At 59.5% G+C, this 26,840-nt stretch carries 30 protein-coding genes and 1 tRNA gene; 19 read left to right on the top strand and 12 right to left on the bottom strand.

All coding sequences use genetic code 11. The features are described from left to right. Positions 1–5 precede the first annotated feature (5 nt). Positions 6–668 (top strand): sulfite oxidase-like oxidoreductase, encoded by a 663-nt coding sequence (locus ATY29_RS23760; protein ID WP_097533194.1) that lies wholly within the window; start codon positions 6–8, stop codon positions 666–668. On the opposite strand, the gene ATY29_RS23755 is transcribed toward ATY29_RS23760, so the two are convergent. The 3 genes from ATY29_RS23755 to ATY29_RS23745 are packed head-to-tail and all read right to left on the bottom strand — an operon-like array spanning position 653 to position 2,304. Next, positions 653–1,282 carry a hypothetical protein gene (locus ATY29_RS23755; protein WP_097533193.1) on the bottom strand — a complete coding sequence of 210 codons (630 nt, stop codon included), beginning with the start codon at positions 1,280–1,282 and terminating at the stop codon, positions 653–655. The genes ATY29_RS23760 and ATY29_RS23755 overlap by 16 nt on opposite strands. Before the next feature lie 53 nt (positions 1,283–1,335). Then, positions 1,336–2,082, bottom strand: coding sequence for a CbtA family protein (locus tag ATY29_RS23750; RefSeq protein WP_097533192.1), 747 nt, complete (start codon positions 2,080–2,082; stop codon positions 1,336–1,338). Between the two features lie 12 nt (positions 2,083–2,094). After that, a complete protein-coding gene (locus ATY29_RS23745; RefSeq protein WP_003566248.1) occupies positions 2,095–2,304 on the bottom strand; it encodes a CbtB domain-containing protein in 210 nt (69 codons plus the stop codon). A 232-nt stretch (positions 2,305–2,536) separates the two neighbouring features. Between ATY29_RS23745 and ATY29_RS23740 the strand changes: the two genes are divergently transcribed. After that, on the top strand, positions 2,537–3,091 hold the full coding sequence (locus tag ATY29_RS23740; protein ID WP_097533191.1) for a histidine phosphatase family protein: 555 nt from the start codon (positions 2,537–2,539) through the stop codon (positions 3,089–3,091). Between the two features lie 410 nt (positions 3,092–3,501). Beyond that, complete coding sequence (locus ATY29_RS23735) at positions 3,502–5,073, top strand: putative bifunctional diguanylate cyclase/phosphodiesterase (RefSeq protein WP_097533190.1); 1,572 nt, start codon at positions 3,502–3,504, stop codon at positions 5,071–5,073. 9 nt (positions 5,074–5,082) lie between these two features. Here ATY29_RS23735 and ATY29_RS38535 read toward each other — a convergent pair whose 3' ends face one another. Further along, complete coding sequence (locus tag ATY29_RS38535) at positions 5,083–5,211, bottom strand: hypothetical protein (protein WP_375164585.1); 129 nt, start codon at positions 5,209–5,211, stop codon at positions 5,083–5,085. 458 nt (positions 5,212–5,669) lie between these two features. On the opposite strand from ATY29_RS38535, the gene ATY29_RS23730 reads away from it, so the two are divergent. Beyond that, positions 5,670–6,848: an acetate/propionate family kinase gene (locus ATY29_RS23730; protein WP_097533216.1), complete on the top strand. Its 1,179-nt coding sequence runs from the start codon at positions 5,670–5,672 to the stop codon at positions 6,846–6,848. A gap of 70 nt (positions 6,849–6,918) precedes the next feature. Here ATY29_RS23730 and ATY29_RS23725 read toward each other — a convergent pair whose 3' ends face one another. Then, entirely contained in the window at positions 6,919–7,809 is an 891-nt protein-coding gene (locus ATY29_RS23725; RefSeq protein ID WP_003566257.1) for a helix-turn-helix domain-containing protein, read from the bottom strand. Positions 7,810–7,927: 118 nt separating this feature from the next. On the opposite strand from ATY29_RS23725, the gene pobA reads away from it, so the two are divergent. From pobA to ATY29_RS23690, 7 genes are all read left to right on the top strand, one after another. Further along, positions 7,928–9,100 (top strand): 4-hydroxybenzoate 3-monooxygenase, encoded by a 1,173-nt coding sequence (pobA, locus tag ATY29_RS23720; protein ID WP_097533189.1) that lies wholly within the window; start codon positions 7,928–7,930, stop codon positions 9,098–9,100. A 64-nt stretch (positions 9,101–9,164) separates the two neighbouring features. Further along, complete coding sequence (locus ATY29_RS23715) at positions 9,165–10,337, top strand: ABC transporter substrate-binding protein (RefSeq protein ID WP_097533188.1); 1,173 nt, start codon at positions 9,165–9,167, stop codon at positions 10,335–10,337. A 66-nt stretch (positions 10,338–10,403) separates the two neighbouring features. After that, a complete protein-coding gene (locus ATY29_RS23710; protein ID WP_097533187.1) occupies positions 10,404–11,267 on the top strand; it encodes a branched-chain amino acid ABC transporter permease in 864 nt (287 codons plus the stop codon). A 1-nt stretch (position 11,268) separates the two neighbouring features. Then, positions 11,269–12,276, top strand: coding sequence for a branched-chain amino acid ABC transporter permease (locus tag ATY29_RS23705; RefSeq protein ID WP_097533186.1), 1,008 nt, complete (start codon positions 11,269–11,271; stop codon positions 12,274–12,276). Beyond that, positions 12,273–13,037 (top strand): ABC transporter ATP-binding protein, encoded by a 765-nt coding sequence (locus ATY29_RS23700; RefSeq protein ID WP_003566267.1) that lies wholly within the window; start codon positions 12,273–12,275, stop codon positions 13,035–13,037. Before ATY29_RS23705 ends, ATY29_RS23700 begins: the two co-directional genes overlap by 4 nt. Continuing rightward, the gene (locus ATY29_RS23695) at positions 13,018–13,734 is read left to right on the top strand and encodes an ABC transporter ATP-binding protein (protein ID WP_097533185.1); all 717 of its coding nucleotides are present in this window, start codon (positions 13,018–13,020) and stop codon (positions 13,732–13,734) included. The genes ATY29_RS23700 and ATY29_RS23695 overlap by 20 nt, the downstream gene beginning before the upstream one ends. Before the next feature lie 345 nt (positions 13,735–14,079). Continuing rightward, positions 14,080–14,913, top strand: a complete 834-nt coding sequence (locus ATY29_RS23690) for a cadherin-like domain-containing protein (RefSeq protein WP_003566271.1) — start codon at positions 14,080–14,082, stop codon at positions 14,911–14,913. Between the two features lie 655 nt (positions 14,914–15,568). Here ATY29_RS23690 and ATY29_RS23685 read toward each other — a convergent pair. Both ATY29_RS23685 and ATY29_RS23680 read right to left on the bottom strand, forming a co-directional pair. Next, a complete protein-coding gene (locus ATY29_RS23685; RefSeq protein WP_097533184.1) occupies positions 15,569–16,804 on the bottom strand; it encodes a tyrosine-type recombinase/integrase in 1,236 nt (411 codons plus the stop codon). 2 nt (positions 16,805–16,806) lie between these two features. Beyond that, entirely contained in the window at positions 16,807–17,541 is a 735-nt protein-coding gene (locus ATY29_RS23680; protein WP_097533183.1) for a hypothetical protein, read from the bottom strand. 185 nt (positions 17,542–17,726) lie between these two features. On the opposite strand from ATY29_RS23680, the gene ATY29_RS23675 reads away from it, so the two are divergent. The 7 genes from ATY29_RS23675 to ATY29_RS23645 all read left to right on the top strand — a co-directional run bounded on the left by ATY29_RS23675 (position 17,727) and on the right by ATY29_RS23645 (position 23,042). Next, positions 17,727–17,921, top strand: a complete 195-nt coding sequence (locus tag ATY29_RS23675; RefSeq protein ID WP_097533182.1) for a hypothetical protein — start codon at positions 17,727–17,729, stop codon at positions 17,919–17,921. Between the two features lie 164 nt (positions 17,922–18,085). Continuing rightward, positions 18,086–18,883 (top strand): helix-turn-helix domain-containing protein, encoded by a 798-nt coding sequence (locus tag ATY29_RS23670; protein WP_165779357.1) that lies wholly within the window; start codon positions 18,086–18,088, stop codon positions 18,881–18,883. Further along, on the top strand, positions 18,819–19,442 hold the full coding sequence (locus ATY29_RS23665; protein WP_133118162.1) for a hypothetical protein: 624 nt from the start codon (positions 18,819–18,821) through the stop codon (positions 19,440–19,442). Before ATY29_RS23670 ends, ATY29_RS23665 begins: the two co-directional genes overlap by 65 nt. Then, the gene (locus tag ATY29_RS23660) at positions 19,439–20,179 is read left to right on the top strand and encodes a DUF3102 domain-containing protein (protein ID WP_097533179.1); all 741 of its coding nucleotides are present in this window, start codon (positions 19,439–19,441) and stop codon (positions 20,177–20,179) included. The genes ATY29_RS23665 and ATY29_RS23660 overlap by 4 nt, the downstream gene beginning before the upstream one ends. Further along, the gene (locus tag ATY29_RS36470) at positions 20,166–20,756 is read left to right on the top strand and encodes a hypothetical protein (RefSeq protein WP_097533178.1); all 591 of its coding nucleotides are present in this window, start codon (positions 20,166–20,168) and stop codon (positions 20,754–20,756) included. Before ATY29_RS23660 ends, ATY29_RS36470 begins: the two co-directional genes overlap by 14 nt. A 55-nt stretch (positions 20,757–20,811) precedes the next feature. Continuing rightward, entirely contained in the window at positions 20,812–22,794 is a 1,983-nt protein-coding gene (locus ATY29_RS23650; protein ID WP_165779356.1) for a head maturation protease, ClpP-related, read from the top strand. A gap of 29 nt (positions 22,795–22,823) precedes the next feature. Beyond that, entirely contained in the window at positions 22,824–23,042 is a 219-nt protein-coding gene (locus ATY29_RS23645) for a hypothetical protein (RefSeq protein WP_097533176.1), read from the top strand. Between the two features lie 118 nt (positions 23,043–23,160). On the opposite strand, the gene ATY29_RS23640 is transcribed toward ATY29_RS23645, so the two are convergent. The 4 genes from ATY29_RS23640 to ATY29_RS23625 all read right to left on the bottom strand — a co-directional run bounded on the left by ATY29_RS23640 (position 23,161) and on the right by ATY29_RS23625 (position 25,833). After that, on the bottom strand, positions 23,161–23,670 hold the full coding sequence (locus ATY29_RS23640) for a hypothetical protein (RefSeq protein WP_097533175.1): 510 nt from the start codon (positions 23,668–23,670) through the stop codon (positions 23,161–23,163). Positions 23,671–23,673: 3 nt separating this feature from the next. Then, the gene (locus tag ATY29_RS23635) at positions 23,674–24,024 is read right to left on the bottom strand and encodes an STAS-like domain-containing protein (protein WP_097533174.1); all 351 of its coding nucleotides are present in this window, start codon (positions 24,022–24,024) and stop codon (positions 23,674–23,676) included. Positions 24,025–24,032: 8 nt separating this feature from the next. Continuing rightward, on the bottom strand, positions 24,033–25,160 hold the full coding sequence (locus ATY29_RS23630) for a hypothetical protein (RefSeq protein ID WP_133118161.1): 1,128 nt from the start codon (positions 25,158–25,160) through the stop codon (positions 24,033–24,035). Between the two features lie 244 nt (positions 25,161–25,404). Next, entirely contained in the window at positions 25,405–25,833 is a 429-nt protein-coding gene (locus ATY29_RS23625; RefSeq protein ID WP_097533172.1) for a hypothetical protein, read from the bottom strand. A gap of 333 nt (positions 25,834–26,166) precedes the next feature. Here ATY29_RS23625 and ATY29_RS23620 point away from each other — a divergent pair, with 333 nt between their 5' ends. Continuing rightward, a complete protein-coding gene (locus ATY29_RS23620; protein ID WP_097533171.1) occupies positions 26,167–26,484 on the top strand; it encodes a sunset domain-containing protein in 318 nt (105 codons plus the stop codon). A 185-nt stretch (positions 26,485–26,669) separates the two neighbouring features. On the opposite strand, the gene ATY29_RS23615 is transcribed toward ATY29_RS23620, so the two are convergent. Then, positions 26,670–26,746: transfer RNA gene (locus ATY29_RS23615), tRNA-Met, on the bottom strand. Positions 26,747–26,840 lie beyond the last annotated feature (94 nt).

Raw genomic sequence — 26,840 nt, 5'->3', positions numbered from 1 at the left:
CAATCATGAGCGACGACAACACGCCCGCCGACAGCAAGCTCACCAGCTCCAAGCGTCGCTGGGCGGCGGAGGGCAAGTTCCTGACCGGCCGTATCAGCCGTCCTGAAGCCGATCGCCTGCCGCCCGGCCAGCACCTTGTCAAGAACTGGCCGGTGCTCGATCTTGGCCAGCAGCCGGTCATCGCCACCGAAAGCTGGCGGCTCGAAGTGCGCGGACTGATCGAAACGACACTCACCCTCACCTGGGGCGATTTCCAGGCGATCGAGCAGAGCACCAGGGTCAGCGACATTCACTGCGTCACCACATGGTCGCGCTACGATAACAAATGGAGAGGCGTTTCGACGCGCGATCTGCTTGACCGCGCCATTCCGAAACCGGAGGCAGCTTACGTCATGCTGACGAGCTACGACGGCTACACGACCAATCTGCCGCTTGCCGATTTCGCCGCCGAGGACGCGATCCTTGCGACCTCCTGGGAAGGCCTGCCCCTGACGCCGGACCATGGCGGCCCGATGCGCCTCGTCGTGCCGCATCTTTATTTCTGGAAAAGCGCTAAATGGCTGCGCCGCATCGAGCTGATCCCGGACGACGAAGCCGGCTTCTGGGAAAAGAACGGCTACCACATGCTTGGCGATCCGTGGCGCGAGCAGCGCTATTCCGACGACTGAGCCGTCGGCCGCAGCAAACGGCAAAGCCCGAAGACTGCAAATACGAGCAAAGAAGCAAACGCCGTCAGCAACGCCATGCTGGCGGCATGAAACGGTATCCCGCTCCAGCGTGGCTTGACGACATCGGCGGTGTTGAAAGCCTGGCCGCTGAATTGGCAGGTGACGAGCGCAAGCCCGCGCCGCACCATATCGGCATCGACGGCGGAAATGAGTTCACCCGCAGCAACAGCCTCCCGCGGCATCTCGCGCATCGAAAACAATACGGCCTTGGCTGCTGCGAGATAAGCATGGGTGCATTCGTTGAACGGACTTTCCTCGTCCGTCACGCTGCCCGGCACCCTGCCCCAAAGGCAGTAGGAATACTGGATTTCGGCATAGTTCAGCACCCGCCGGAACGGCTCGTTCGTATCGACTGCGCGGGATGCAAGCTCGATGATACGACTGCGATAGTCGGATATGACAGCCATCTCGCCATGAGCAATTTCCGGGATATCGAGGCCGGCACGGCTGCCGCCGGCGCCGCTGCCATGGGCAAAGGCATTCCCCGCAAGGACACAGAATGCGGCGACGGCAAATGCCGCCAGCGGAAATGGTCTGGTTCTATCGCTTTTCATGATCGCCCGAAAAGTTCAGGGCGCCCACAAAAGAGCGGCGCCCCTCGATGCTTTCAGTGAAATGCCTTTGCCGGCTGTCCTCGTTGCCCACCCTTCACGGCAAGCCGCCGTTCGGCCAGCGCTCCGAAAACAAGACCGAGCGCTGCCCAAAGGATCGCATGCATTCCGAGCGTGGTCGTGCGGAACCGCCAGAGCACCATCGCCGAGAAATTCTCCGGCACCTCGTTGATCGGCGGCAGCAGATAGAGGACGGCGCCGATGAACACGAGATAGGCGAAGCCGGCGATGATCGCGCCGTTCCACAGGCCGAAGCGGCCGGCAAGGCGGCGAGAAAGCGCAACCGCCGCAATCAGCGAGGCAAGCGAAACGACGATCATCAGGAAGAACAGTTCCGTCCTGACGCCGATCGTATCGGGATTGCCGACCGCCGGCGGGTTGGCCGGATACTTGATGCCGGGAACGAGGACGATCGCCACGAAGGCGGCAATGGCGATGACGGCAGAGGTTCCGCGCGGCGAAAGGCGGCCGAGGCGGCCGTGCAGGAACGCGAAGGCGAGCGAAAAAAGCCCGCCGACGGCGATGCTATAGGCCATGACGCCGATGAAAAGGCCGAGACCGGCCTGTGTGGCGCGGCTGACGATTTCAGGTTCGGCAGCTTCGCCGGCAGCCTTTGCGCTCGCCTCCTCGAAGGCGATCGCCGCATCGACCAGCGGCTCGCCGAAGGTATGGGCGAAGGCAAAAACCAGGATGCCAGCAATCAGGCCCGCGAGCATGCCGCGAAGCAGAAGGTTTCCAACCATGTCGGTATCCCCTTAGTGGCAGGGAAAGCCAAGGAGATGGCGGGCGTCATGCACGAATTCGTGCACATACATGCCGTTGAACAGCGCCATCGCGCCTTCCTCGGTGCCGACGAAATAGAGGGCGATGAGCATCAGCAAGCCGCCAAAGATCGCCCAGGGCAGGATTTCTCCTACGGGGATCGGGGCCGGTACTGCGACGGGCGTGAAAGTGGTGTCAGACATGTATTCCTCCGGAATGACGCGTTCAGTCGAAAGAGTGTTTGTGCGGTAAGGTCTGACTTCCAGCGCGAAGAGCCTTCGACACGCTGGTCACAGTGGCGCGACCGCGCCGGATTTCCACCGGCTTCCAAACCCGCAACAGCCCGGTTATATCTGCACGCCGAAGAGACTGTCAACGAAACTTCACGTGCCGGCAGAGGGCTGTCCCACTGTATTCCCAGGAGATCAGAAGACCGTGAACACGCGCCTTACCTGGATCTGCCATGGTGCAACGGCGGCGAGCCGCAAGGCCCTGTTTCCGGTCGACGAACCGCTGGAAGCCAAGGCAAGGGAGGAAGCCGGCAGGATGGCCGCCCTGCCTCGCGCCGACCATATCGCCACGAGCCCCGCTTTGCGCGCGCGCCAGACGGCCGACGCGCTTCGCCTTCAAGCCCGGATAGATCCGGCACTTGGCGACTGCGATCATGGCCGCTGGGCCGGCAAGTCGATTGCGGCGCTAGAGGACGAGGAACCGGAGAACCTCCTGGCCTGGATGACGAAGCCGGAAGCGGCCCCGCACGGCGGCGAGAGCCTTCTTGATCTCGGGAAACGCGTCGTCGGCTGGATGGAGAGCCAATCGACCTTCGACGGCCATGTGATCGCCATCACCCACGCCGCGATCATCCGGGCGGCGATCACGCATGCGCTTCAGGCGCCCCCCTCCTCCTTCTGGCTCGTCGATGTCGAACCGCTCGCCGTCATTCGCATGACCAGCAACGGCCGGCGCTGGTCCCTGCGTTTTCAGCATTAGCGATCCCTCATCTTATCCAGCCTTACACAAGCAAATCGCGTCATCTCTATTGAACCCGGTTTCGCCGGGACTACTTCCTTGTCCCAAGGAGATGGAAGACATGACATATGACTGGAGTGGGGAGCGCACGCGTCGCTTGCGTTTGATGCGTTTCGCCACAATCACGGTTCTGGTCGGCCTCATCGTCAGCGTTCCGCTGCTGATCGTTACCGCCTGAAACACGAGAAAGGGCGAGCGATGCACCAGCACGCTCGCCTTCGTTGTTTCCCGTCTCCGCTTCACGACAAGCGCCGTCCGTCTCTCGACGGTGCAGCAAAAAGCTGTCGTCTCCAATAATTCGCCTTCTGGTTTCAACGAACATTTCAGACTTTCATGATAGTTCGGCACAGGGTGGAGATGGAGAAGGCCATATGCCGGTGTTTTTCCAGAGCAGGGCCGGAAGGCAATGCGTGTCGATCGTCGGGCTCGGGATAACTCTCTGGCTCCTCGGCGTGCTGTTGCAGCTTGACGACAGCCTTGTCTTCTTCATGACCGGTTTCGGCGAATACGGCGCCGACAAACTCGTTCTGGCGCTCGGCATCGCCGGCGCCATGAGTTTCATCTATTCGGTGCTGCGCATCGCCGACCTGCGCAAGGAAATGGACTTGCGCGACGCCGCTCAGGCGAAGGCCGATTGGACCGCAACCCACGACCATCTGACCAAACTGCCGAACCGCTATGCCTTCGAGCGCAAGATTCTCTCACGGCCGACCAGGAGCGACGAGGCCGAGATCGAGGAGTGGGAGCGAAACGTCACCATCTTCTCCGTCGACCTCGACGGCTTCAAGAAAGTCAACGATCTCGTCGGCCACAAGGGCGGGGACATTCTGTTGATCGACGTTGCCAGACGGATCTGCGCGCTCGGCGATGCCGATTGCGTCTATCGCTTCGGCGGCGACGAATTCATCATTGTCGCCTTTGCCCTGACGGCGCAGCGCGAGGAGCGTTTTGCCAGGCTGCTGATCCAGGCTGTCACCCGGCCTATCCATATCGATGGTTTTGCCGTCGAAGTCGGTGCCAGCGTCGGTTACGACCGCTGGGCGGAGGGCGTCGAGCCGCTGGAAGATGCCGCTCATCGTGCCGACCTCGCCATGTACGAAGCGAAATCACGCGGCCCCAACCATTATTTCGTTTTCGAACCGGCCATGCAGGACAAGGTAGCGGAACGCGCGGCGCTGGAAACCAGGCTGCGCGCCGCTATCGCCAACAAGGCGATCAAACCCTTCTATCAGCCGCTGATCGACCTGAAGACCGGTCAGCTCTGCGGCTTCGAGGCGCTGGCGCGCTGGATCGGCGAGGACGGCGTCAACATTCCGCCGCCTGTTTTCATCGATATCGCCGAGGAAAACGGGATGATCACCGCCTTGTTCGAGGATCTTCTCGCCCAGGCCTGCAGCGACGCACTCACCTGGCCGGACCATGTGATGCTGTCCTTCAACGTCTCACCGGTACAGATGGAAGACAGGCTGCTGACATCACGCATTCTCAAGGTTCTTTCGGCAAGCCGGCTGCCGCCGCAACGCCTGGAAGTGGAGATCACCGAAAACGCCTTGATCCAGGATCCCGCCATCGCCGCCGTCATCCTTGATGAACTGCACGCGGCCGGCATCCAGATCGCCCTCGACGATTTCGGCACGGGTTATTCAAGTCTGGCCCAGCTCGCCCGCTATCGTTTCGACAAGATCAAGATCGACAAAAGCTTCATCGCCACCTATCGCGGCGATGAGCGTCAGGAAAAGATCGTCCGCGCCATGCTCGGCCTCGGCCGGAGCCTCAACATCAAAACGACAGCGGAGGGCGTCGAGGAGCACGGGCAGCTCGCCTTCCTCCTGCAGCTCGGCTGCGACATCGGCCAGGGCTATCTTTTCGGCAAGGCGATGCCCGCCGCCGAAGCGGGCATCTTCATCAGCGATCGCAATGCCAGTCTGGCCTCCACGGCCTGACGGAACCCTTTAAAACACCTGGCGCAGGATCACGAAGAGCACGAAGGCGATCGCGATCGAGGCCGGCAGCGTCAGCACCCAGGCCATCAGCATGTTACGCACGGTCGACCATTGCAGGCCGGAACCGTTCGCCGCCATGGTGGATCAGTTCTACCGGCAGCAGCGCCAGAATGCCGAAGGCCACCGGCATGGAACGGATGTAGATGACGGTGGCGACGGCAGTGGCCGATCGTGGAAACCGTTGACGAATTCGAAGCCGTGCGCGATCAGCAGCGCAAGGCTCAGGGGAATCCAGGGATCGGCAACTGCTGACGTCAAATCGCGTCCGAGTGCATAGGCGACATATCCAAGGCAAATTTGCGTTTTTGTCAATAATTCCGCGCGTGAACTCTCATGACGCCCTGCTGGTCCGTCCCCTAAGACACTGACATCAGGCGATATTGGCTGTCACAGGCCTCACGGCGAATCCACGCAGCCCCAGGCGAACGAGATGATTGGATGCGCAGGATAATGCGCAGCGAGCCGATAGACGCCTTTCCGTCCGCAGCGCCGACACTAAGTTCGATCATCATATCTGCGCGGAGCCTCTGAAGATCATGTCATCGACCGACCTCCTGCTGACTTTCAACGCCGGCTCCTCGACCGTCAAGATCGGCATCTTCGCCATCGATGGCGGCAAGGCGCGGCGCATCGGCAAGGGCGTGATCGATTTGCGCGCTGAACCGCTCTCGATCTGTCTGAGCCGGGGATCGCAGGCATTCGACGTACCTATGAAAACCAGCATAACGGAAGATCTGCGCAGCGTGATCGACGAGAGCTTAGCGCTTCTTGCCGATCATTTCGACGTCGCCGCCACCCGCGCCGCCGGTCACCGCGTCGTCCATGGCGGCGATCGTTTCACCAGCGCGATCGCCCTCGACGACGCCGCGATCGATGCCGTCGACGCGCTGACGCCACTTGCGCCCCTGCATCAGCCGCAGGCGTTGCGTTTCATCCGCGCGCTGCGCCATCTGAAACCGCGTCTTGCCCAGACCGCCTCCTTCGACACAGCCTTCCATGCCACCCAGGACGATCTCGTTCGCCGCTTCGCCATTCCCCGTGCACTGCATGAGGAAGGCGTCAAGCGCTACGGCTTTCATGGCCTTTCCTATAAATTCATCGCCGGTGAGCTCGCCCGCAAGGCGCCGCGCGCGGCAAAGGCGGTGGTTGCCCACCTCGGCAGCGGCGCCAGCCTCTGCGCGCTCGACCAAGGCGTCAGCCGCGATTGCAGCATGGGCTTTTCGACGCTCGACGGCATCCCGATGGCGACGCGCCCGGGCTGGCTCGATCCCGGCGTCATTCTGCATCTGGCGGGAGAGAGGAAGCAATCCTTCACGGAAATCGAAGACCTGCTCTATCACCGCTCCGGCCTGCTCGGCCTATCGGGCATCAGTGCCGATACACGCGACCTTTTGAAGGACGGACGGCCGGAGGCGCGCCAGGCGATCGATTTCTTCACACTGCGCATTGCCGGCGAAATCGGCCGTATGGCGGTAACGCTTCGCGGCCTTGACGCCGTCGTCTTCACTGCAGGCATCGGCGAGCATCAATCGGAGATCCGTGCCTGCGTGGCCAAGCGGCTCTCCTGGCTTGGCCTTGCGATCGACGAAAAGGCCAATTCCGCCAATGAGTTCATGATCAGTACAGGGGAAAGCCGCATCGCCGCCCATGTCATCGCCACCGATGAGGAGCAGATCATCGCCGACGAGGCGCTGTCCCTTCTTGGCAGTGGCTGATCCAGATCAACAGCGTCCCGGAATCGGCGGCTCGCGCCTGCGAATGCGCCGCCGCTGGACGTCGGAAAAGTTACGCGCCCTCCAGCCGAATCTTCTCCTTCATGCGCCAGACCCGCGGCGTTTCTCCGGTATATTTGAGGAAGAAGCGCGAGAAATAGGCGGGGTCGGCAAAACCAAGCCGAAATCCGATCTCCTGAACGCTGCCGAGCGTAAAAACGAGCTGGCGTTTTGCCTCTTCGATGAGTTTACCGGCGATCAATTCGTGCGGCGTGCTGCCGGTCATCGTCCGGACGATGCGGGTGAGATGTGTCGGCGAAATCCCAAGTTCCCTAGCGTAAAAGGAAGCGGGCTTGTGTGATCGGAAATGCTGCTGCAGCAGCTCGTCCAGCATTTCCAAACGCCGGTCGTTCTCGTTCGACGCAAGCTCATCGCTGTTTCCCTGATGGGAAATCCTCGCCGTCAGCCGCAGCGCCAGCGCAACGTAAGCGCCCAGCATCTCATTGCGGCCGCTGCGGCGATTTTCGAATTCGTCGCCCAGCCGCCGCAACGTCTGCATGACGTAGGCAGCCGCGGCATTGCCAGGATCGAGTGACGTCAGATGCGGCGTCGTCAGCCATTCGCCCAACTGGCTTCGGTCGCCCAGCGGATGGCTGAGATGGGACCTCAATATGGTGATGACCAGGCCGTCGATATCGCGCGAAAATCGAAAGCCGTGATTGAGGCCCGGCGGCACGGTGATGATGGCCGGCGGACGAATGGCATGGCTCTCATCGCCGAAAATCGCATCGCCCGAACCGCTTTCGATGTACAATATCTGAAAGAAACTCTCGTGCCGATGCAGACGGATCTCCCATTGATGCAAGCTGCTGCGGGAGCGAATTGTTTCGCAATGCAACCAAAAATCCGGTCCTCGCCCGGTATTCTCGCCGTAGAGCTCGTAGGTCGGCACATGTCTGCGCATCGGTCTGCTCCCGCACCAATGTTCGATTAGTGCAATTTTTTGGCCGGGATGTCCATTGCTGCGACCGGGGCGACACGGCAGAATCCGGCAAAACGCAAAAATGTGAGGGAGGACGCATTTGCGAACCCAGGTCGCCATCATCGGTTCGGGGCCATCCGGCCTGCTGCTCGGTCAGCTTCTGACCGAGGCGGGCATCGACAATGTCGTTCTCGACCGCGTCAACAAGGATTACATCCTCGGACGGGTGCGCGCCGGCGTTCTGGAGGAAGGCACCGTCGGGCTGCTGGATCAGGCCAAATCGGCAGCGCGGCTGCATGCCGAAGGCCTGCCGCATGACGGTTTCTCGCTGGCCTTCGACGGACGCGATCATCGCATCGACCTGCATGATCTGACCGGCGGCAGGCGCGTCACCGTTTACGGCCAGACGGAGGTGACGCGCGACCTGATGGAGCGGCGCGAAGCACGCGGCGCCCTGTCGATCTACGATGCCGCCGATGTCACACCGCATGACTTCGATGGGCATTCGCCTTTTGTCACCTATATGAAAGACCACGTCCCCCAGCGCATCGATTGCGATTTCATCGCCGGCTGCGACGGCTTTCATGGAGCAAGCCGCAAAGCCATCCCCGAAAAAGCGATCAAGCATTTCGAAAAGATCTATCCCTTTGGCTGGCTGGGCCTGCTTGCTGACGTGGCGCCGGTCAGCCATGAACTGATCTACGCCAACCATCCGAGGGGTTTTGCACTCTGTTCGATGCGCTCGGCGACGCGCAGCCGCTATTACATCCAGTGTGCGCTTGACGAAAAGGTCGAGGCCTGGAGCGACGATCGCTTCTGGGACGAGTTGAGACGGCGCCTGCCGACGCATCATGCCGAGGCATTGGTGACCGCACCGTCCTTCGAGAAATCAATCGCGCCGCTACGCTCCTTCGTCGCCGAGCCGATGCGTTTCGGCCGGCTTTTCCTGGTCGGCGACGCCGCCCATATCGTGCCGCCGACCGGCGCCAAGGGGCTCAACCTGGCAGCCAGCGACGTCCATTACCTTTTCTCCGGGCTGATCGAGCATTACCGCGAAGGCTCAGACCGCGGCCTCGATGCCTATTCGCAGACAGCACTCGCCCGCGTGTGGAAGGCCGTACGGTTTTCCTGGTGGATGACGACGATGATGCATCGTTTTCCAGATACGGGTGATTTCGACCAGAAGATCCAGGAGGCGGAACTCGATTATCTCACCCATTCCCGCGCGGCCTCGACGGTGCTCGCGGAAAACTATGTGGGATTGCCATTCTGACAGGATGATTTGAGACTGGTGCGAACCATCGAGGTCCGCATTTTGAAAGGGAGGAACCAAAACCATGAAGAAGTTCGTTTTCGCCGCCGTTGCGGCAATCGTGCTCGGCAGCGCTGCCTATGCCGACACGATCAAGGTCGGCGTCATCGGGCCGTTCTCCGGTCCGTTCGCCCTTCAGGGCAAGAACTTCAAGGCCGGCATCGATGCCTATATGGCGGTCAATGGCAGCAAGGTCGGCAACGACACGGTCGAAATCGTCTATCGCGACGTGCCGCAGGCCGATCCGGCCCAATCCAAGGCGCTGGCGCAGGAACTGATCGTCAAGGAAAAGGTCCAGTATCTCGCCGGATTCTATTTCACCCCGGATGCCATGGCGGTGACCCCGATCCTGAAGCAGGGCAACGTGCCGATGGTCATCATGAACGCCGCGACCTCGGCGATCGTCACCAAGAGCCCGCTTGTCGTGCGTACCTCGTTTACCACCTGGCAGACCTCGACGCCGATCGCCAAGGTCGCCTTCGACGCCGGCGTCAAGAAGGTGATTTCGGTCGTCAGCGATTACGGCCCCGGCATCGACGCCGAGAACGCCTTCAAGACCGGCTTCGAGAAGGCCGGCGGCCAGGTGGTCGAGGCGATCCGCATGCCGCTTGCGACCAACGACTTCAGCCCGATCATGCAGCGCATCAAGGATTCCGGCGCTGAGGGTGTCTTCGCCTTCCTGCCATCCGGTCCGACGACGCTCGGCTTCGTCAAGGCCTATAATGAAAACGGCCTGAAGGCGGCCGGCATCAAGTTCTTCGCGCCGGGTGATCTGACGCAGGAATCCGACCTGCCGGCGCTTGGCGACGCCGCGCTCGGCATCCAGACGACCTTCCACTATGCCGTGTCGCACGACTCGCCCGAGAACAAGGCTTTCGTCGAGGCGGCGACCAAGGCGATCGGCAACAAGGCCGAGCTCTCCTTCCCTGCGGTCAGCGCCTATGACGGCATGTATGTCATCTACAAAATGATCGAGGCGACGGGCGGCAAGCAGGATGCCGAGAAGGCTGTCGATGCGGTAAAAGGCCTTGCCTGGGTGAGCCCACGCGGCCCGGTTTCGATCGACCCGGAAAGCCGGCACATCACCCAGAATATCTATCTGCGCGAAGTCGCCAAAGCCGATGACGGGACCTACATCAACAAGGAGATCCAGACCTTCGAGAAGCAGGGCGATCCGGGCCTGGCCGCCGCCAAGTAAGGTCCGGCATCCCGACAGGCGACGGGCTTACACATCGAGCCCGTCGCATCGAAGCAGGGTATTTCCATGCAGACAGTCTTCAGCATCGCCGTCGACGCCTTTGCCTATGGCATGGTGCTCTTCGTCATATCGATCGGCCTTTCAGTGACCATGGGGCTGATGCGCGTCGTCAACCTGGCGCACGGCGCCTTCGCCATGATCGGCGGCTATATCGCCTCCTATGCCGCCCGTGATCTCGGCCTCGGTTATGCAGCGGCGGTCGTGGCCGCCGTTGCCATCACCATGGTCGTCGCCATCCCGCTCGAGCGTTTTCTCTATCGCCGGATCTACGGTGCTCCGGAGCTGACCCAGGTGCTGATGACCATCGGCATCACCTTCTGCGTTATCGGCCTCGCGAACTACGCGATGGGGCCGACGCTGAAAACCATTCCGCTTCCCGCTGCGCTGCAGGGATCGGCCGATCTCGGCTTCCGCACCATTCCCGTCCACCGGCTTTTCGTCATCTTCTGCGGTCTCGTGGTTGCCCTTGCGCTCTGGTTTGCGATCGACAGGACCAGCTTCGGTGTCAAGCTGCGCGCCTCCGTCGACGATGCGGCGATGGCGGCAGCGCTCGGCGTGCGCACCGAGATCATCTATGCCGTGAGCTTTGCCGTTGCGGTCGGACTTGCCGCTTTCGGCGGCGTTGTCGGCGCCGAACTCCTGCCGGTCGAACCCTATTATGCGCTGCGCTACATGGTCACCTTCCTGGTCGTCGTCTCCGTCGGCGGTGCCGGCTCCATTCCGGGAGCGCTGATCGCCTGCCTGCTGCTCGGAGCGATCGATACGACGGGACGCTATTTGATGCCTGAATTCGGCGAATTCTTCTTCTATCTCGCCGTGATCGCCATCATCTGCGTCTTCCCGCGCGGCCTTGCCGGAAGGGCGAAATAGAATGGCGCTTGTCATAAACAACGAAAACGAACGCCTTCAGCATCGGCGGCGCGGAACCATCGGCCGCGATCTCGCCGGAATAGGCGTGATCATCGCTGTCGCGACGATCGGTTATTTCGCCTTCCCCGACAATCTGGCGCTCCTGACCCGCATGGCGACGATCGCGCTGTTCGTCCTCTCGCTCGATCTCGTCACCGGTTTTTGCGGCGTCGCCACGCTCGGCCATGCCGCGCTGTTCGGCTCCGGCGCCTATGCCGCCGGCATCGTGTCGGCGCATTACGGCATCAATGATCCGTTGCTGATGATGCTGGCCGGCATTGCAGGCGGCGCTGTCGCCGGGCTGCTCTGCGGCATCGTCATCCTGCGGGCGCACGGATTGCCGCAGCTCGTGCTGTCGATCGCCCTGATCAATCTCTTCCATGAATTCGCCAACAAGGCATCGTCATGGACAGGCGGCAGCGACGGGCTTTCCGGCATCGCGCCGGACCCGATCTTCGGCATTTTCGAATTTGATCTCTACGGTCAAACCGCTTTCTTCTTCGGAATGGCGCTGCTGCTTGTTGTCTTCGTGCTGCTGCGATTGCTGGTCCGCTCTCCCTTCGGCATGCTCTGCCGCGCCATCAAGCAAGACCCGCTGCGTGTCCGCGCCATGGGTGCTTCGCCGAAGGCGGCTCTCATCAGGATGTATGGGATATCGGGCGCCGTGGCCGGTGTCGGCGGCGCCTTGAATGCGATCTCGACGCAGGTCGTCGGCCTCGACAGCCTGTCTTTCACGCAATCGGCCGAGGCGCTTGTCATGCTGGTGCTCGGCGGCACCGGCTCCCTCTTCGGCGCGCTCTCCGGCACCGTCATCTTCATGCTCTTTGAAGATTATGTCTCGGCAGCCAATCCCTTCCATTGGCTGACCATGGTCGGTGCGCTGCTGATCGCCGTCGTGCTTTTCGCGCCGAAGGGTCTCTACGGAACCGCTGCGGCCTTCATTGACCGCCGCAGGGAGCAGCGCTCATGAGCCCGGTTTTTCAGGTCGCCAATCTCAGGAAAGCTTTCGGCGGCCTTACCGTTACCAATGATGTCTCGCTTATGATGTCACCGGGCGATCGTGTGGCGCTGATCGGCCCGAACGGCGCCGGCAAGACCACCTTCGTCAACCTGGTGACCGGCAATCTCTCGCCCGATTCCGGCGAGGTGCGGCTCGGCGGCGAGGTGGTCACGAAAGTCGGTGCCATCGGCAGGGTCAAACGCGGTCTCGTCAGATCCTTTCAGGTGACACGGCTTTTCCAGGATATGACACCGGCCGAACATGTCGGCCTCGCCGTGCTTCAGCGGGACGGGAGGACCGGACGCATGTTCGGGAGTTTCCTGCATATGCCCGATGTCATGGCGGAGGTCGACGATCTCCTTGGAAAGCTCGGACTGGCGCCGCTGATGCATCGCAAGGTCAGCGAGATCGCCTATGGCCAGCAGCGGCTTCTTGAGATCGCCGTGGCGCTGGCGCTGAAGCCGAAAGTGCTGTTGCTCGACGAGCCGGCAGCCGGCGTGCCCCAAAGCGATACCGGCCGCATCGAACAGGCGCTCGCCGATCTGCCCGCCGGTCTCGCCGTCCTGATGATCGAACACGATATGGACCTTGTCTTCCGTTTTGCCAAACGCGTCATCGTACTGGCCGCTGGCACAATCATCTTCGACGGCCGGCCTGAAGACGTCACCCAGGATGCGCGTGTGCGCGAGGCCTATCTCGGGAGCTATGCCAATGCCAGCCATATCGCTTGAGGTCGAAAATCTGTCGGCCGGATATGGACCGACGCGCGTGCTCGAAGACATTTCCTTCGCCGTGCCGGCAGGCGCCCGGCTTGCCGTGCTCGGCCGCAACGGCATGGGCAAAACCACCTTGCTGGCGACCCTTGCCGGCCAGACCAGGCGATATCAGGGCCAAATCCGCCTTGGCGGTGCGGATGTCACCACCGCACCGAGCGCGACACGGGCACATAAGGGGCTCGGATATGTGCCGCAGACGCGCTGTGTCTTCCCGACTCTGACGGTCGAGGAAAATCTCTTCGTCGGCCTGAAGGCACGGCCGAAAACGGCGCTGGAGGAAGCCTATGCCATGTTCCCGCGCCTGAAGGAGCGCCGCCGCAACCTCGGCAGCCAGCTCTCCGGCGGCGAGCAGCAGATGCTCTCAACCGCCCGCACCATTCTCGGCCGCCCCTCCGTCCTGCTGCTCGACGAACCGCTGGAAGGCCTGGCACCTGTCATCTGCGAGGAACTGATGGCCGCCTTCGCCGCACTCGCCCAGTCAGGCGATATGACCATCCTGCTCGTCGAACAGCGCATCCAGAGTGCACTCGATTTCGCCGATCAGGTGGTCATCCTGGAGCGAGGCCGACTGGCCTGGACGGGAACGCCGGAGAGCCTCGCCCGGGATCACCAGACGGTCGAGAGCCTGCTCGGGGTCGGTGGCCTGCATTGACAGCTGGATGCCGTCGAGTCGTCCTGCATTCTGCCGCGCTCGGCACGGACAGCAATATAACCGGTATATCGTCATGACGACGTCATCGTCGGCCAGCCATTATCATGCTGCCTGGAACGTCTTTCCACGCACGATGGAACGGCAGCGGCACGGAAACAGCGCATAGAAGCTCTGAATCACAAGCAGATTCGGCTCAAACGCCGCCCTCTACTTCGAGGTCGGTGCACGACCATTCGAAATCCGTCGGCCAGCGCAGACGAATTAGTCCGAAGCATCGTCAATTTCCGTTGCCAGATTACCCGATAGGATTGCATAGTCGGAACGAAAATCACAAGGGAGGTAGAAATGGCAAATCACAAGCCAGTCGCAGGCGACGTATACTTGCCTGTTTTCAGCATCGACGACGCGATTACCGGCGACATTCTCGAAAATACCAGTTCTACGGATGTCGATGGAGATACGGTACGCCTCAACTTCGTCAACGGACAACGCATTCCGCAACCGGCCAATGCAGGCTCGCCGCCCACGAGCACGGCAATCCAGGGGGAGTACGGCACGCTCACCGTTTATTCCGACGGCAGCTACACCTACGCACTCGATCACTCGAAGCCGGAGGTCGCAGCACTCGGACCGGGGGATGCGCTGGTCGAAAAATTCACCTTCAAAATATCAGACGGCAAAGGCGCCACCGACGTCGGCGCGCTCAGCATCGCAATTGACCTGCCGGAACGTGGCGATGTGTTCGTCAATTTTGAAGACGTCGGCCATAGCGACTTCCCCACAGGCTATAAAGGCTTCGACTGGGGCGCCTGGCGGGACGGAGACGATGCGACGGTGCGGGAGGAGGCCGACGGCAACCACTATCTGGGAGGCGGCGTCTTCTGGACACCCATCTATTCAGCGGATGGCGGCCCATTTCAGATCAAGCAATTCGAAGTGGCCAACGGAACGTCGAACTATGACAATGTGCTGACGATCGAAGGTCAGCTGAACGGCAATATTGTCTTCTCCACAACAGTGACCATAACCGCCGACAGCATCCACGATCCCCAGCTGATCGATCTCAGCGCTTACGGCCCGATCGATTACCTCCTGCTCGATAGCGAACCGATCGTCACGGAAGATAGCGGCCCTGATTATTTCGGCGCGCAATACGACAATTTTCACTTCCTCGTTTGACCGAGGGAGTGAAAAGGGCGCCGTAACGCCGAAAACTCTGCATCTTTTCCGAGCGCATGGTTAGCAACTTCTATCGGGTACCAATTTCTTGCGATAGCTGAGCGACCTGCACCTTGCTAGCATTGGATCGTCCGAGGAGGGACGATTTTGCTGGGATGGAGGAAATGATGGAGTCAGTCGGGATCAGGTTAGCGGCGGTCATGTTCTCGCTCGCCGTATGGGCTATTATCATCGCTGCCGCATCGCATCTTTGGTCGACGAAGATACCTGTCTTGCTTTTGGCGCTCTACAGATAGAACTGTCCTCGGCGTTAATGCATGCCGCCCGGAAGTGTGTCGCGGTACCAGGCGGCATGCATAAAACAAAGAGCTAAAGCGCGCCGCATGAATCCAGTTCAATGCGACGCGCATTGGCGGACATCCTGCAGATCAGAGCTGAACCGTTTGTCCCCTCGCCGCCGCACTTGGCGCTGCGGTCAATGTGCTACGGCGGCGGCCGGAACCGGCTCAAAATCGAGCCGCAAATATCGCTAATTCTGCATTTGAGGAGATGGTAGCGGAGGAGGGATTTGAACCCCCGACACAAGGATTATGATTCCTCTAACAAGCCTTCATTTCCAGGGGTTTTATCGCTCCATGTCGCATCCATGTCGCGCTCACCCTAGGAGAGCATTCTCGGCGGCGGCCAATTCGTCAGCATCGTCGCCCCTCGGAAAGAGGTGGCCGTACGTGTCTGCGGTCATAGTAATTGAGGAGTGCCCCATGCGCTCCTGCACGACCTTTAGCGGCAGTCCCAGCCCGCCATCTGCCGGCCGATTGATGAGCCATGATGCGTAGAAGTGCCGCAAGGCGTGAAGGCCTGAATATTTTGCCGCCATGGCGACGCAGCCGTCCTTGTCCTTCTTGCTAGTTGGGACAGTCACGCCGGCCGCTAACATCGCAGGCACGAGGCCGCGGTTGATGATGTTGGCATGGCTCTCGACCTTCCCCGCGCCATTGGCGAAGATGAGATGATGTGGCTTCACGTCCTCCCGGACCGGCGCGCCGTCTTCGTCCCTGCCGACGATCGGGCGGCTGTAGGCCAATTTCCATGCGCGTAGAGCGTTGATGACAATCGGCGGAATCGGAATTGTGCGCTCACCCGCATGTGACTTCGGGCGGCCTATCTCCCCGAATTCGTCCGCACGCTGCTGCACACGGATTTCGCGTCGATCGAGCTCGACGTCCTGCCAACGGAGCCCTCGCAGCTCCGACGATCGGAGCCCGGCGAAGATCGCCGTAAGCAGCAACGGCCGCCAACGGCCAGAGAGAACCCCTACAAGCGCCTTCACCTCGTCGCGGGTTGGAATGTCTTCCCCGACTATCACCTTGCCCTTTTGCCGCTGTTCAGCCCGCCTTTCCTTGCCCTTACGACTTCGGCGCATGTCGCGCACCGGATTGCGCACAGCCAATTTGCGTTCGATTGAGTCGGCAAAGATGGAGCCGAGGGAGCCGAGCACCTTCTTTACCATAGCGGGCGACCGAGCTTCGGCGCGCAGTGTGTCCTGAAAAGCGCGTGCGTCCACCTTCGACAATAACGTGTTGCCGATAAACGGCTCTATATGAAATTTCAGATGCCGTTTGCGCTGGTTGATGGTCGAGCGCTCCAGCTCTTCGCCCTCACCCGTAGCGATCCATAGCTCGCCGGCCTTCTTTACCGTCACCGTATCGCGATCGGCAATGTGTACTCCTTCTCTTACCTCAACGTCCGCTTTACTCGCGAATTCATCGGCGTCCTTCTTTCTCGTGAACGTCTTGAGCCGCCGCACGCCTTTGATGTCGGTGTAGTTGACGACCCATGCTTCCTTCTCGATGCCGTCCGGCCGTTTCCATTTGCGTTTGCGAACCGACATGATCATTTCCCCTTTGCCGCGTTGCGCGTCCGCATTGCCGCAACTCGGCAGCGATCGGAACAATATTTGGCATGGGACCGGCGGCCGGTCAGCGGACCTGTTAGAAAGACTTTGCGGCAACGCTCACACGATGTGGCAACTGCTTCCGCCTCATGGGCCGCTGTGATTTCCATAACCATAAAAGCAAACAACGTGTCGGCCTGCAGCACAAACTGCATTTTGTCGGCGGTATGCACGAAGCAGGGGCGCACGACTACTTTCGCTTTATCCATAAGTTCATTGAGGAACCGCACTTTAGAGCCGGTATCTACACGCCCAGTCCACAACGTTTCTTTGATAAGCCCGTGTAAGGATAGGGCACGATCCCTAAGCATATTCAAGGTGATTGGGCTCTTATTCGATGCATCTGCGGCCGGGTGAAGATAGCCGCCCGATCTCGGATCACCGAAGCTTCCATACCTGAATTCGATATCCCCTGTGATCTCGTCACTAGTGCTGACGTCCTTTTCCTCCAGGGTGCCGAAACGATGCAAGAACTTGATGTAGTCGGCATCAGTCTCGCAATTGACGAGGCGCAACACGATTGGATCTTCCAGATTAATCGCTTCATGTAGCAGCGCATCTGTCCGCTTGCTTCGTGGTTCCGCGATTTTCACTTTCGTCCCACTTGATTGCCTGAGTTCCTGAAGCTGAAAACCATCCGTGTAACGCTGCCAGTTTAAGCGAATCGGTATCATCACTCGCTCCCTTGTTACGCTTTTTTTCCAAAGTTACGAATATCAAGAAAACCAATGTAGCGCAATCGCCTCTCCCGCGTTACGATATTTTCTGTAAATGCCGGACAGAAGAAGGCGCAATCAACGCTTGGTAAAACGGGCGTGCTCACCGACTTCCATGCACGCAGCTGAAGAGGAGCGCATCGATGCAAATTGAGATGGAATTAAAAGACGACTTGTTGTGGGGCGCAGGCGAAATCGCCGCGGAAATCGGTCGCAATGAGCGGTCGACCTACCATCTGCTAGAACGGGGCGAGTTGCCAGCCGTGAAAGTCTGCGGCCGATGGGTCGCCTCAAAAGCGAAGCTTCGAATGTACTTCGCGGGCGAGCAGCCTGCCTAAAAAAACCGCCACCGGCTTTTTGCGAGCTACGGCAGCGGCTTAGGGATTGCGTGGGCAATTCCTAATATAGACGTCCTTTCCGCACTCGCAAGCAAGGTGGCCATAGGAGTATGGCCCATGCCTCAACAGCTCGATCTTACTCATCGCGTCGCCGGTGGTGCGCCATGAGTCACGACGCCGTCCGATGGGCACGCAGTCAGCCTCTCGGTGATCCAGTCGCCAAAAATGTTTTGGTCGCCCTTGCCGAGCACCACAACGGCAAGACCGGGCAATGCAACCCGAAGGTTGCGACGATCTGCCTAGAGACCGACTACTCGGAACGTGCGGTCCGCAAGGCCCTGACTAAGCTAAAGCAGGCCGGTCTCATCCGGGTCGTGGGGGGCGGCAAGGCCGGAAACAGCTATCAGCTCTTGGCTGATTTTAATCGGCACGTGGTGCCGGATAACGAAGCCCCCGAACTGAATTTAACCGGCACGAGCGCCCGTCTTACCGGCACGTCGTGCACCCCTAAATCGGCACGTCGTGCACCCCCCTATAAGGAACCGGAAAGGGAACTGGAAAGAACTGGGAGAGAGTCCCGTATGCGTGCGCCGACGCACGAGCAGGGCTGTCGCATTCCCGAACATTTCAGCCCTGACCGTTCTGTAGCCCTGGCCGAAGGCATGACGGCCGAAGAAGCACAACGAAGCGCGCTCAACTTCATCGATTACTGGAAAGCCAAGCCGGGTGTTGCAGGCAGGAAACTCGACTGGGGTGCGGCTTGGCGAATTTGGGCCAGGAACGATGCCGCCGACGGAAAGCGCAAAGGAACAAATCGCCGGCAGCGCCCACCCCACATCGCAGAGCAAGCGTTCGAGGAAACCCGGCGCGCCTTTCTGAAGCAAGAAGGATTGTTCGATGACAACGCCGAAGACGACACCGGCGGGCCGCCCGGATATATCTCGGGTCGCCACCGACACTGAAAAGCTGACCGTCCTTACTCGCTTGCTTGCAGTTTACCCTTGCCGGGCACCGAGCGATTTCCGGCTAGTGCGGCCCGCCTACATGCAAGCGCTGGAAGGGGTCGGTAAATGGGCACTGTTCGAGGCGGAACGCCAGATCAATCAGAATGCCTTGGGTCACCCCTTCATGCCGACGCCGGCCGAATTGCGGCGCGAAATCGATCGCGTGATGGAACCCCTTCGCGAAAGAGAGCGGCGGGCCGCCGAAGAAGAGCGGCGCTACAGATGGGAAGAGGACGGCAAGCCGCGCGCCCTGCCGGCGCCGAAAGGCGATCCGGAGGCCGTCGCCAACTGGCGCGCCAGGCGGGACGCCGAGAAGGAGGAGGCAGCCGTGAAGGCGGCAAGCGCGCACTTCGATCGGGCGCTATTCGCCGACAAGGAGGAACGGATGAATCGTACGGCAGCCGAATCGGTTTCCGATTTCATTTCGCGGCAGGACCGTCGGCATAGCGACGCGTTGCGGCGATCGTTGAAGGCGAAGGCGGCCGTCACACCAGAAACAGAGGAGGAGAAACGATGAGCGAGAGCAACCGGTTGCCGGTTCTTGCAGCGAGCATCAAGACCGAGCATGACGAATGCCTCGCCGCAATGCGGCAATCACTCTCGCATGCCTTGGCGGCGGGCGAAATGCTGATGGAGGCGAAGAGCCTTGTTGCGCATGGCCAATGGCTGCCCTGGCTCGCCGACAATTGCGCGGTTCCGAAGCGCACTGCACAGCTCTACATGCGCCTTGCCAAGCATCGGGAATTGATCGAGTCGAAAAGCGCAGACGTTGCGCTTTTGACAATCCAGGCAGCGGTCGAGCTTATTGATCGCAAGCCGACGCTTGCTGAAAGGCTGGACGACATCGAGGCGGCAATCATAGCGCTTGAAGCGGAGTTGGCTGATTGTCGCTACTGCCGGAAGCAATTTGATCCGGTTGTTACTGCGCTGGCGATCTACGAAGACGGCGGCTTGTTGGCGGCAACATCAAGACTGACGGACATGACGACGGCGCTGCGCCAGACGCTCGATCTCATCGACCACGAAACCGATATCCAAACCGTCGAAAGCATCCCTCCATTGATGGAGCGAGTCCTCTCAGCGGGCATAGAGGTGAAAAGCCATTGCCTCGTCTTTGTGGACGCCCTTACCCCGAAGACTTCAAGCAATCCGACTCGAGGACGCGAAAGCAGGGTTGCGATGGGCAATGGACAAATAAAACCATCGGGGAAATTGCCCGGAGCCAGCGGCAGGGAAGACTATGAACATCGATGACGACGCTGGCGCATCGTTCACCCATGCCACGGGTCCTTCCGGGACGAAAACGGTAAGCGGGAGGGGCGGCAGCGCAGTCGCCTTGACCATGTGCGCGAACACTAAACTACGCACTATCATGATGATTGTTGTTGGAGGAAAGATGTCGACCCCATTAGACGACCTAATCAACCTCGCGGAGCACCTTGATCGGGTGCCGGAGCCTTGGGCGCGCAGCATGATGACCCGCCTCAACCGGTTCGTGTCGGGCGAAACACATGACGTCGCCGCAGCGCTCGACCTCAAAGCGCCGCCCGGCAAACGCGGTTGGCGCGCGGTGTCGCTGGCTGAGGCACGCAACGCCGGCATTCGGGAAGCCGCAGCGAATTTCTTCCCCGCACTGAAACCGAAGCAGCAGGCCGACGCGCTGGCGATAGCCCTGAGACGCTATTCGGCTTCCGCCTGGCGCACCGATCGGGCGGAGCAAACATGTCCATACAAAGCCAGCGACTTGCATGCGGCGCTTTGGCTCATCTTGACCCGCGTCGATCATGCGCTTTCTGCCGAGCGGATCAGGAAAATCCTGGTTACGAGATAGGGCTTTTCGTGACCACGGTTTCGCGAAATCCTCAAGCAAACGAATTGAGGCAAGCATGTCAAAACTGATCGTAGACGGCGAGCTGATGCTTTACGGGCCGGTTGGCTTCACGGATTTCTGGGATGAAAGCGGCTTCACCAGCTCCCAGGTGATCGAGGCTTTGGCCGAGCTTTCCGACGACATCGTCGTTCGTCTCAACTCCGGCGGCGGCATCGCCATGGAGGGCTCGGCGATCCACAACGCTCTGAAGCGCCACGACGGGAGGGTGATCGTCAAGATCGACGCGATCGCCGCGTCTGCCGCTTCGTTGATCGCCATGGCTGGCGACGAAATCGAAATGCCGCTCGGCACCCTGTTGATGATCCATGAACCGTCCGGAATGACCCTCGGCCCTGCCGACGATCACCGGCGCACCGCCGGCGTTCTCGAAACGATGACCGGCGTGTTTGCGCAAGTCTATGCCGAGCGCACCGGTCTTTCCGAGAAAGAAATCCGACAGATGATGAAGGATGAAACCTGGATGGCGCCGCAGGACGCGCTGGCCAATGGCTTCGCCACCTCGGTTTCCGAGCATGCACCGACCGCATCGAGGGCTGATGCGGCCTTCGACTATCGCACGTACGCCAAAGCGCCGGATCGTCTGAAGAAGCTGGCGACAGAGCGGAAGGCAATGGGTCTTCCCATGGTGGCCGTTGCGCCCGCTCCGCATAAACGAAAGGAAGTGACCATGACCGAACCGAACGTGGCTCCGGCGGACGACCAAGCGACCGCCAAGGTGCAAGACGTCAATTCCCGCATCTACCAACTCTGCACCATCGCGAAGATGACGCTTGCGGAGGCAAACAACATCGTGCTCGACGCGAAGGGCGACTTAGCCAAAGCGCAGAGGATGATTATCAATCATCTGGCGGATCAAGATCCGATGGGGGGCCGCGTATCGCACAATCCCATGGCGGACAGCAACTGCTCGGTGATGGTCGCCCGCGATATCGAGGATGCGCTCTATGCGCGGATTGCCGGTAAGCCGGCGCAGGGCCGCGCCTCGGAATGGCAGGGCCGCAGCCTGCTCGACATGGGCGCCGCCCTGTTGGAGGCGCGTGGCGAGCGGGTCATTTCGCGAAATCGCGATCGGCTTGCGACGCAGATCATGAGCAGCGGGGCGACGCACAGCACGTCGGATTTTCCTTTCGTCACGGGCAACGCCGCGAACCGTTTCCTGCTCGATGCCTATCGCGCCGCCGAAACGCCGCTGAAGCAATTGGCACGCCTCCGCAACGCCGCGAATTTCAAGGCTATGACCATCGGCCGCATGTCGGAAATGCCGAAGCTAGAAGAGGTGCTTGAAGGCGCCGAAATCACTTACGGCACGCGTTCGGAGGCGAAAGAAACCTACCGCGTCAAAACATATGCGAAAATGTTCGGCATCTCACGGGAAGCCCTGATCAACGATGATCTTGACGCTTTCTCAGACACGCTCCGGGCATTCGGCCAAGCCGCCGCGCAGACCGAGGCGGATTTGATTGCCGACCTTCTGCTCGACAATAACGGCCTCGGACCACTGCTCGACGACGACGTCACGCTCTTCGCAAATGCACGTGGAAACAAAGCGGTTACGCCATCCGCCCTGACGATCAGCAGCGTCAGCGCTGGCCGCAAGGCGATGCGCGATCAGAAGGGGCTCGACAACGAGACGCCGCTTTCGCTGAAGCCGCAGTTCCTCATCGTCGGCTCTGATAATGAAACAACGGGCGAGCAAATTATCGCCGCGATCACGCCCTCGGCAACCGAAGAGGTCAACCCCTTCTCCGGGAAACTCTCGCTGCTGGTAGAGCCTCGCCTTGAGGATGCCGCCTGGCGGCTCTTCGCATCTCCCGACCAGGCGCCTATCCTTGAGATTGCCTACCTTAACGGTGTCCAGCAGCCGAAACTGGAAACGCGCGAAGGCTGGAACACGCTCGGGACCGAATTCCGGGCAATTCTGGATTTCGGCTGTGGCATCACCGGCTGGCGCGGCGCCTATCTCAACGAGGGCGAATAGAAGGCCTGGATCAACCAAGAGGACCGGATATGTCAGAACATTACTCGTGTCTGACCGACGACGAAATCATGGCCGAAGGTGCAAAGATCGCCGAGGAGCAGGCGCAGGGCAAAAACATATCGATTGACGAACTTTGCACCCGCTTAGGTATCACGCTCGAAACGGCTCTTGCCTTGGGAGCCGAGGAGGCGAGCCGGATCTATGGCAGGCCAATGAGGATCGAAGTCGTTCCCGATCCTCTCCAGTGACTGAACCTACGACTGGCGGCTGCCTTGCGTTCCCCTACTGAATCAGGCTGACGGCGAGGATGCAGCAAGCGCAAAGGAGACATCGAACTAGCGACGGGAGGGCGAGGCCCTGTGACACTCAGCGCGGGCGAGGGATGGGCATATCTAAAACGCGGCGGCGGTTTTCGCGGATTGCTTTGCCTAAACCATGGAAGGGGATGCTCTCTCGATACAATCTGCGTAGCGCTACGATGGTCACTCCAGCAACACGGGGCGCCATTGCCGCCCTCGCTAAATCAATTGGACGATCTTCCTCTGTAAATTGACCACCTGAAAGCTTATCGAGCAGATCGGAGAAATGACCGTCCAGATCTTTCGTCTTTGACGAAAGATATTCATCAAAGTCTGCATAGAGACCATCCATCAAAGTTTGCGCGGCGACGATCCGAGCTTCCTGGACGGCCTGCGTGTTTGAATCATCAAACTTTTTTGACCAGTAGTCTGAGGCCAAAATTCCAGCGTCCCAAATCGCTTTACACAATTCATCACATCGCGCGTTTCGCTCGTCGCGATGAAATTTCCACATGTTGAACCCGAAGGTCATCATTGCGCCAAGGAAGGCCCCCAATAGTCCCGACAGCAACAACATGCGTCAGTGGGCCGTTGGGGTTCGTGCCGATTGCTCAGCGATGTATTCGCGTGCGCGCACCGCGTGATGGCGAAACCGGGCGGTGTGCGCTTCAATACGAAGATGTTTATCCAGTTCTTCTTGGCTGAAGCCCGCACGGACTAAACCTGCAAACGATTCATCGAGGAACGATGATCCATACCCCGCGACGTCGTCCAGGATTACGACCAGCACCGTTCCAGATTCGATAGCCTGCTTCAAGCGGGGGGCCAATACGTCCTCGCGAAACTGCTGCCCGCTAAAAGGGCCGGATTTTCGATATCTTGGCCCAGGGTACCTTGTGAAGTCTGTGGCAACTACAATCTGATTTTCCATGGTTCTTCCTAAAGCTGAAGCTGCCATTCCACCAATGTTCCTCTTAGAGGGTGGTCGTGGGTACGGCTTCGCGGCTTCTGTCCAGTCTCCCATATAAATTCGCCATTGCGACTTAAGATCCGTAACCGGCCGCGTTGAGCTCTCTCCACCACTTCCACCATGGTATGCAGGCCTTTGCCGTGCTGTGGTAGATTCGAGCTTGTACGCGCAATTTTCATTGCCAACTGAATTGCAATTCCATCGTTCGATGGATCGTCGATCGGCTTCGATAGCTTTAACCGCTCGATTAGTCGCTTTCCACGCAGTTCAAATGGACTCCAGTGTGTCCATCTGGGGAGGCTGACGGGAATTGTCACCCCCTGATCGAAAGCGCATACGGTCACTTCGTTCGATTTCGTGTCGACGGCTCCGGTAATCCACCAATTCGGGAGCACCGGGAAGTCCCATACATGATCTTCAGGGTACGCCCAATTGTTTGAATTGAGGATCGCTTCAAACATACCACCATAAGGCTGAGCTATTAACAAGTTCTCCTTTTGGTCGGGAGGTAGTAATTCGGCGAGCGCTTCCAGCAGTCTGCCAGGCGGCTCTCCAGCTGCCTCACGCCCCGACTGAAACTTCAATATCTTAAGGCCAGAGCTATCGATGTCCCAACTCCGCAGGGGTCGCATTTCCAAGAGTTCATGGAAACCGACGGCTCGCAATACGACGGCCACAAAGGGATCCCACATGTGTTCATCAATCGTCGATAGTTTGTGGCCGTTGACGTGTTTCGCGCGCTGGAACAGCGAGGCGAGGACGAGGGCCGCCGACGGGCTGATCTGTCTTACCGTAGTCAAGTCCAAATAGCGCTTTACAACAGGGGGCGCAGATTTGCTTTTGCGAACGAATGGTCTCCGAGGGCTGCGCTGAAGAATTACATCCCATACACTGTCGAGGAATTGCAGGGTGCCGCGGGTATTCTCATCGAGGCAAAACACTTCTGGTAGGGGGATGGAGGATATGGCATTTGCCCGAATGTGCCGGCCGTCCTGATAGGCAAGTACCGACTTCATTCCTGGTGCCTTGCGTCGCTCCTTTTGCCATTCCTTAAATGCAAGGTCGCGACGATGCAGGCGCTGAGCATGCTTCTTCAAGTATTCTCGTTGTTGTTCGGTTAGCTTCCGCACGTCGATCCTTTAGGCCTCGCGCGGTCTTCAACTACAACGCGAATGAAAAGTCAACTTGCTTCACTGCGCGATGAAACGACTGGAAATCTTCCTAGTTGAATGATCGTTCGTTTTCCGTGGAAGAGCGCCTCATAGAGCGGGGCCATCGCGGGGGCTGGATACCTGGTCAATCGGTCGCGATTAGTGCGGCATAGTGCAAAAATTTGCGCGCTCATTCGTTCACAACTTTGCCCCTATAGCTTGGGCAGAGCATTTTGAAAGCTGGCGCCGCAAGTATGCCGCCTGAGGCACAATTGTTTTCAATGGGCATCTTGAAGGACATTTGCCCCAATTTCATCGTGCCCGTACTGCAATTTGCTTCTGCGTGAATCGTGTCGCCGAGAAGGTCCGCTTTCGTCTGACGAATGCATTCTTCAGGCGATCCATAGCTTCCTTGGCCCACATAGCCTTCATGGCATGCCTTGATGATATCTGGCCCCGTGAATTTTGCCGTGGCGCGTGCATGTTTGGTGTTAATGCCGGTCATCTCGATGACAGTCGCAGGCGGTTCTATGCAGCTTCTCTGCAACTCTGCACCGAACGTCGCAGTGACAAAGGATGAAAAGCAGGCGGCGAGAACAATGGCTCTCGTCAGGGCCATCTGTAGCAATGCTGACGGTACTGAAAACGATCCTCTATGCGATCTGGGTCCGTTTGAAGCTGGGCTCGTCATGGAATCCCCCTCCTGATGCCACTGTTGGTGGAAGCTGCCTCTAAGCAAAGCCGCCGTCAAGCGGGGCAACCGGGGTCGAGGGCTGGCGGGATTCGAACCCACGATACCCTTCCCGCACGACGGTTTGGTTACGGCGTGACAGGTTTCGAAATTTCGGCAAAGCCCCGCAGGTTTGAAAGGGCGCGAGACTACCCCTTTTTGATAGATGTTCCCAAGGCGCCACCGCGGTTACGATTTTCGCGCGAACTGGCGGGATGGGGCATGCGTAACAGTTATCGCAATTCGCAGAAGCGATCGGTGCTTCTCAAGTTTCCGGGCTTGGTGATCGGTGCGATCGCGTTCGGTGCAGCCGGCTGCATGACCGTTAGCGATTTGCTGGCTTCGTGGAACGCTTCTGGCGGCACCGGACCGTCGTGCAAGATCAAGGGCAATATCAGCATTGAAACGGGCGAGCGCATTTTCCACGTGCCGGGGCAGAGATACTATGCCCAGACGACAATTAGCCCCCGATATGGCGAACGGTGGTTCTGCTCGGAATTTGAAGCTTGGGCGGCCGGCTGGCGGAAATCGAAGGTGTGAAGCCGATTGACATGGCTATTTGCGCATGGCTGCAATCCATGTCGCACTCGTGTCGCGCGGAGCTGCCGCCACCCGATTGCGGCGATTGAAAATAAATGGAAATTTGTCGTAGGTTGCGCGGCATAAAGTCAACCATCAAGGCGGGCAGTCTTGCCGATAAGCCGTTGATTTTACTGCTAGTTGACTGGTAGCGGAGGAGGGATTTGAACCCCCGACACAAGGATTATGATTCCTCTGCTCTGACCTACTGAGCTACTCCGCCACTGGTCAAACGATGCCTGCTCGCGAAGCGTGCCGGCCCGTGGGATGAGCGGCTTATAAGGTGCGCCTCGGCTTTGTGTCAAGCGCATGATGGA

This window comes from Rhizobium hidalgonense, assembly GCF_002914525.1.
Taxonomy (GTDB): Bacteria; Pseudomonadota; Alphaproteobacteria; order Rhizobiales; family Rhizobiaceae; genus Rhizobium; species Rhizobium hidalgonense.
The sequence above is the reverse complement of the archived record's forward strand: the minus strand, read 5'-3'. Positions and strand labels throughout refer to the sequence as shown.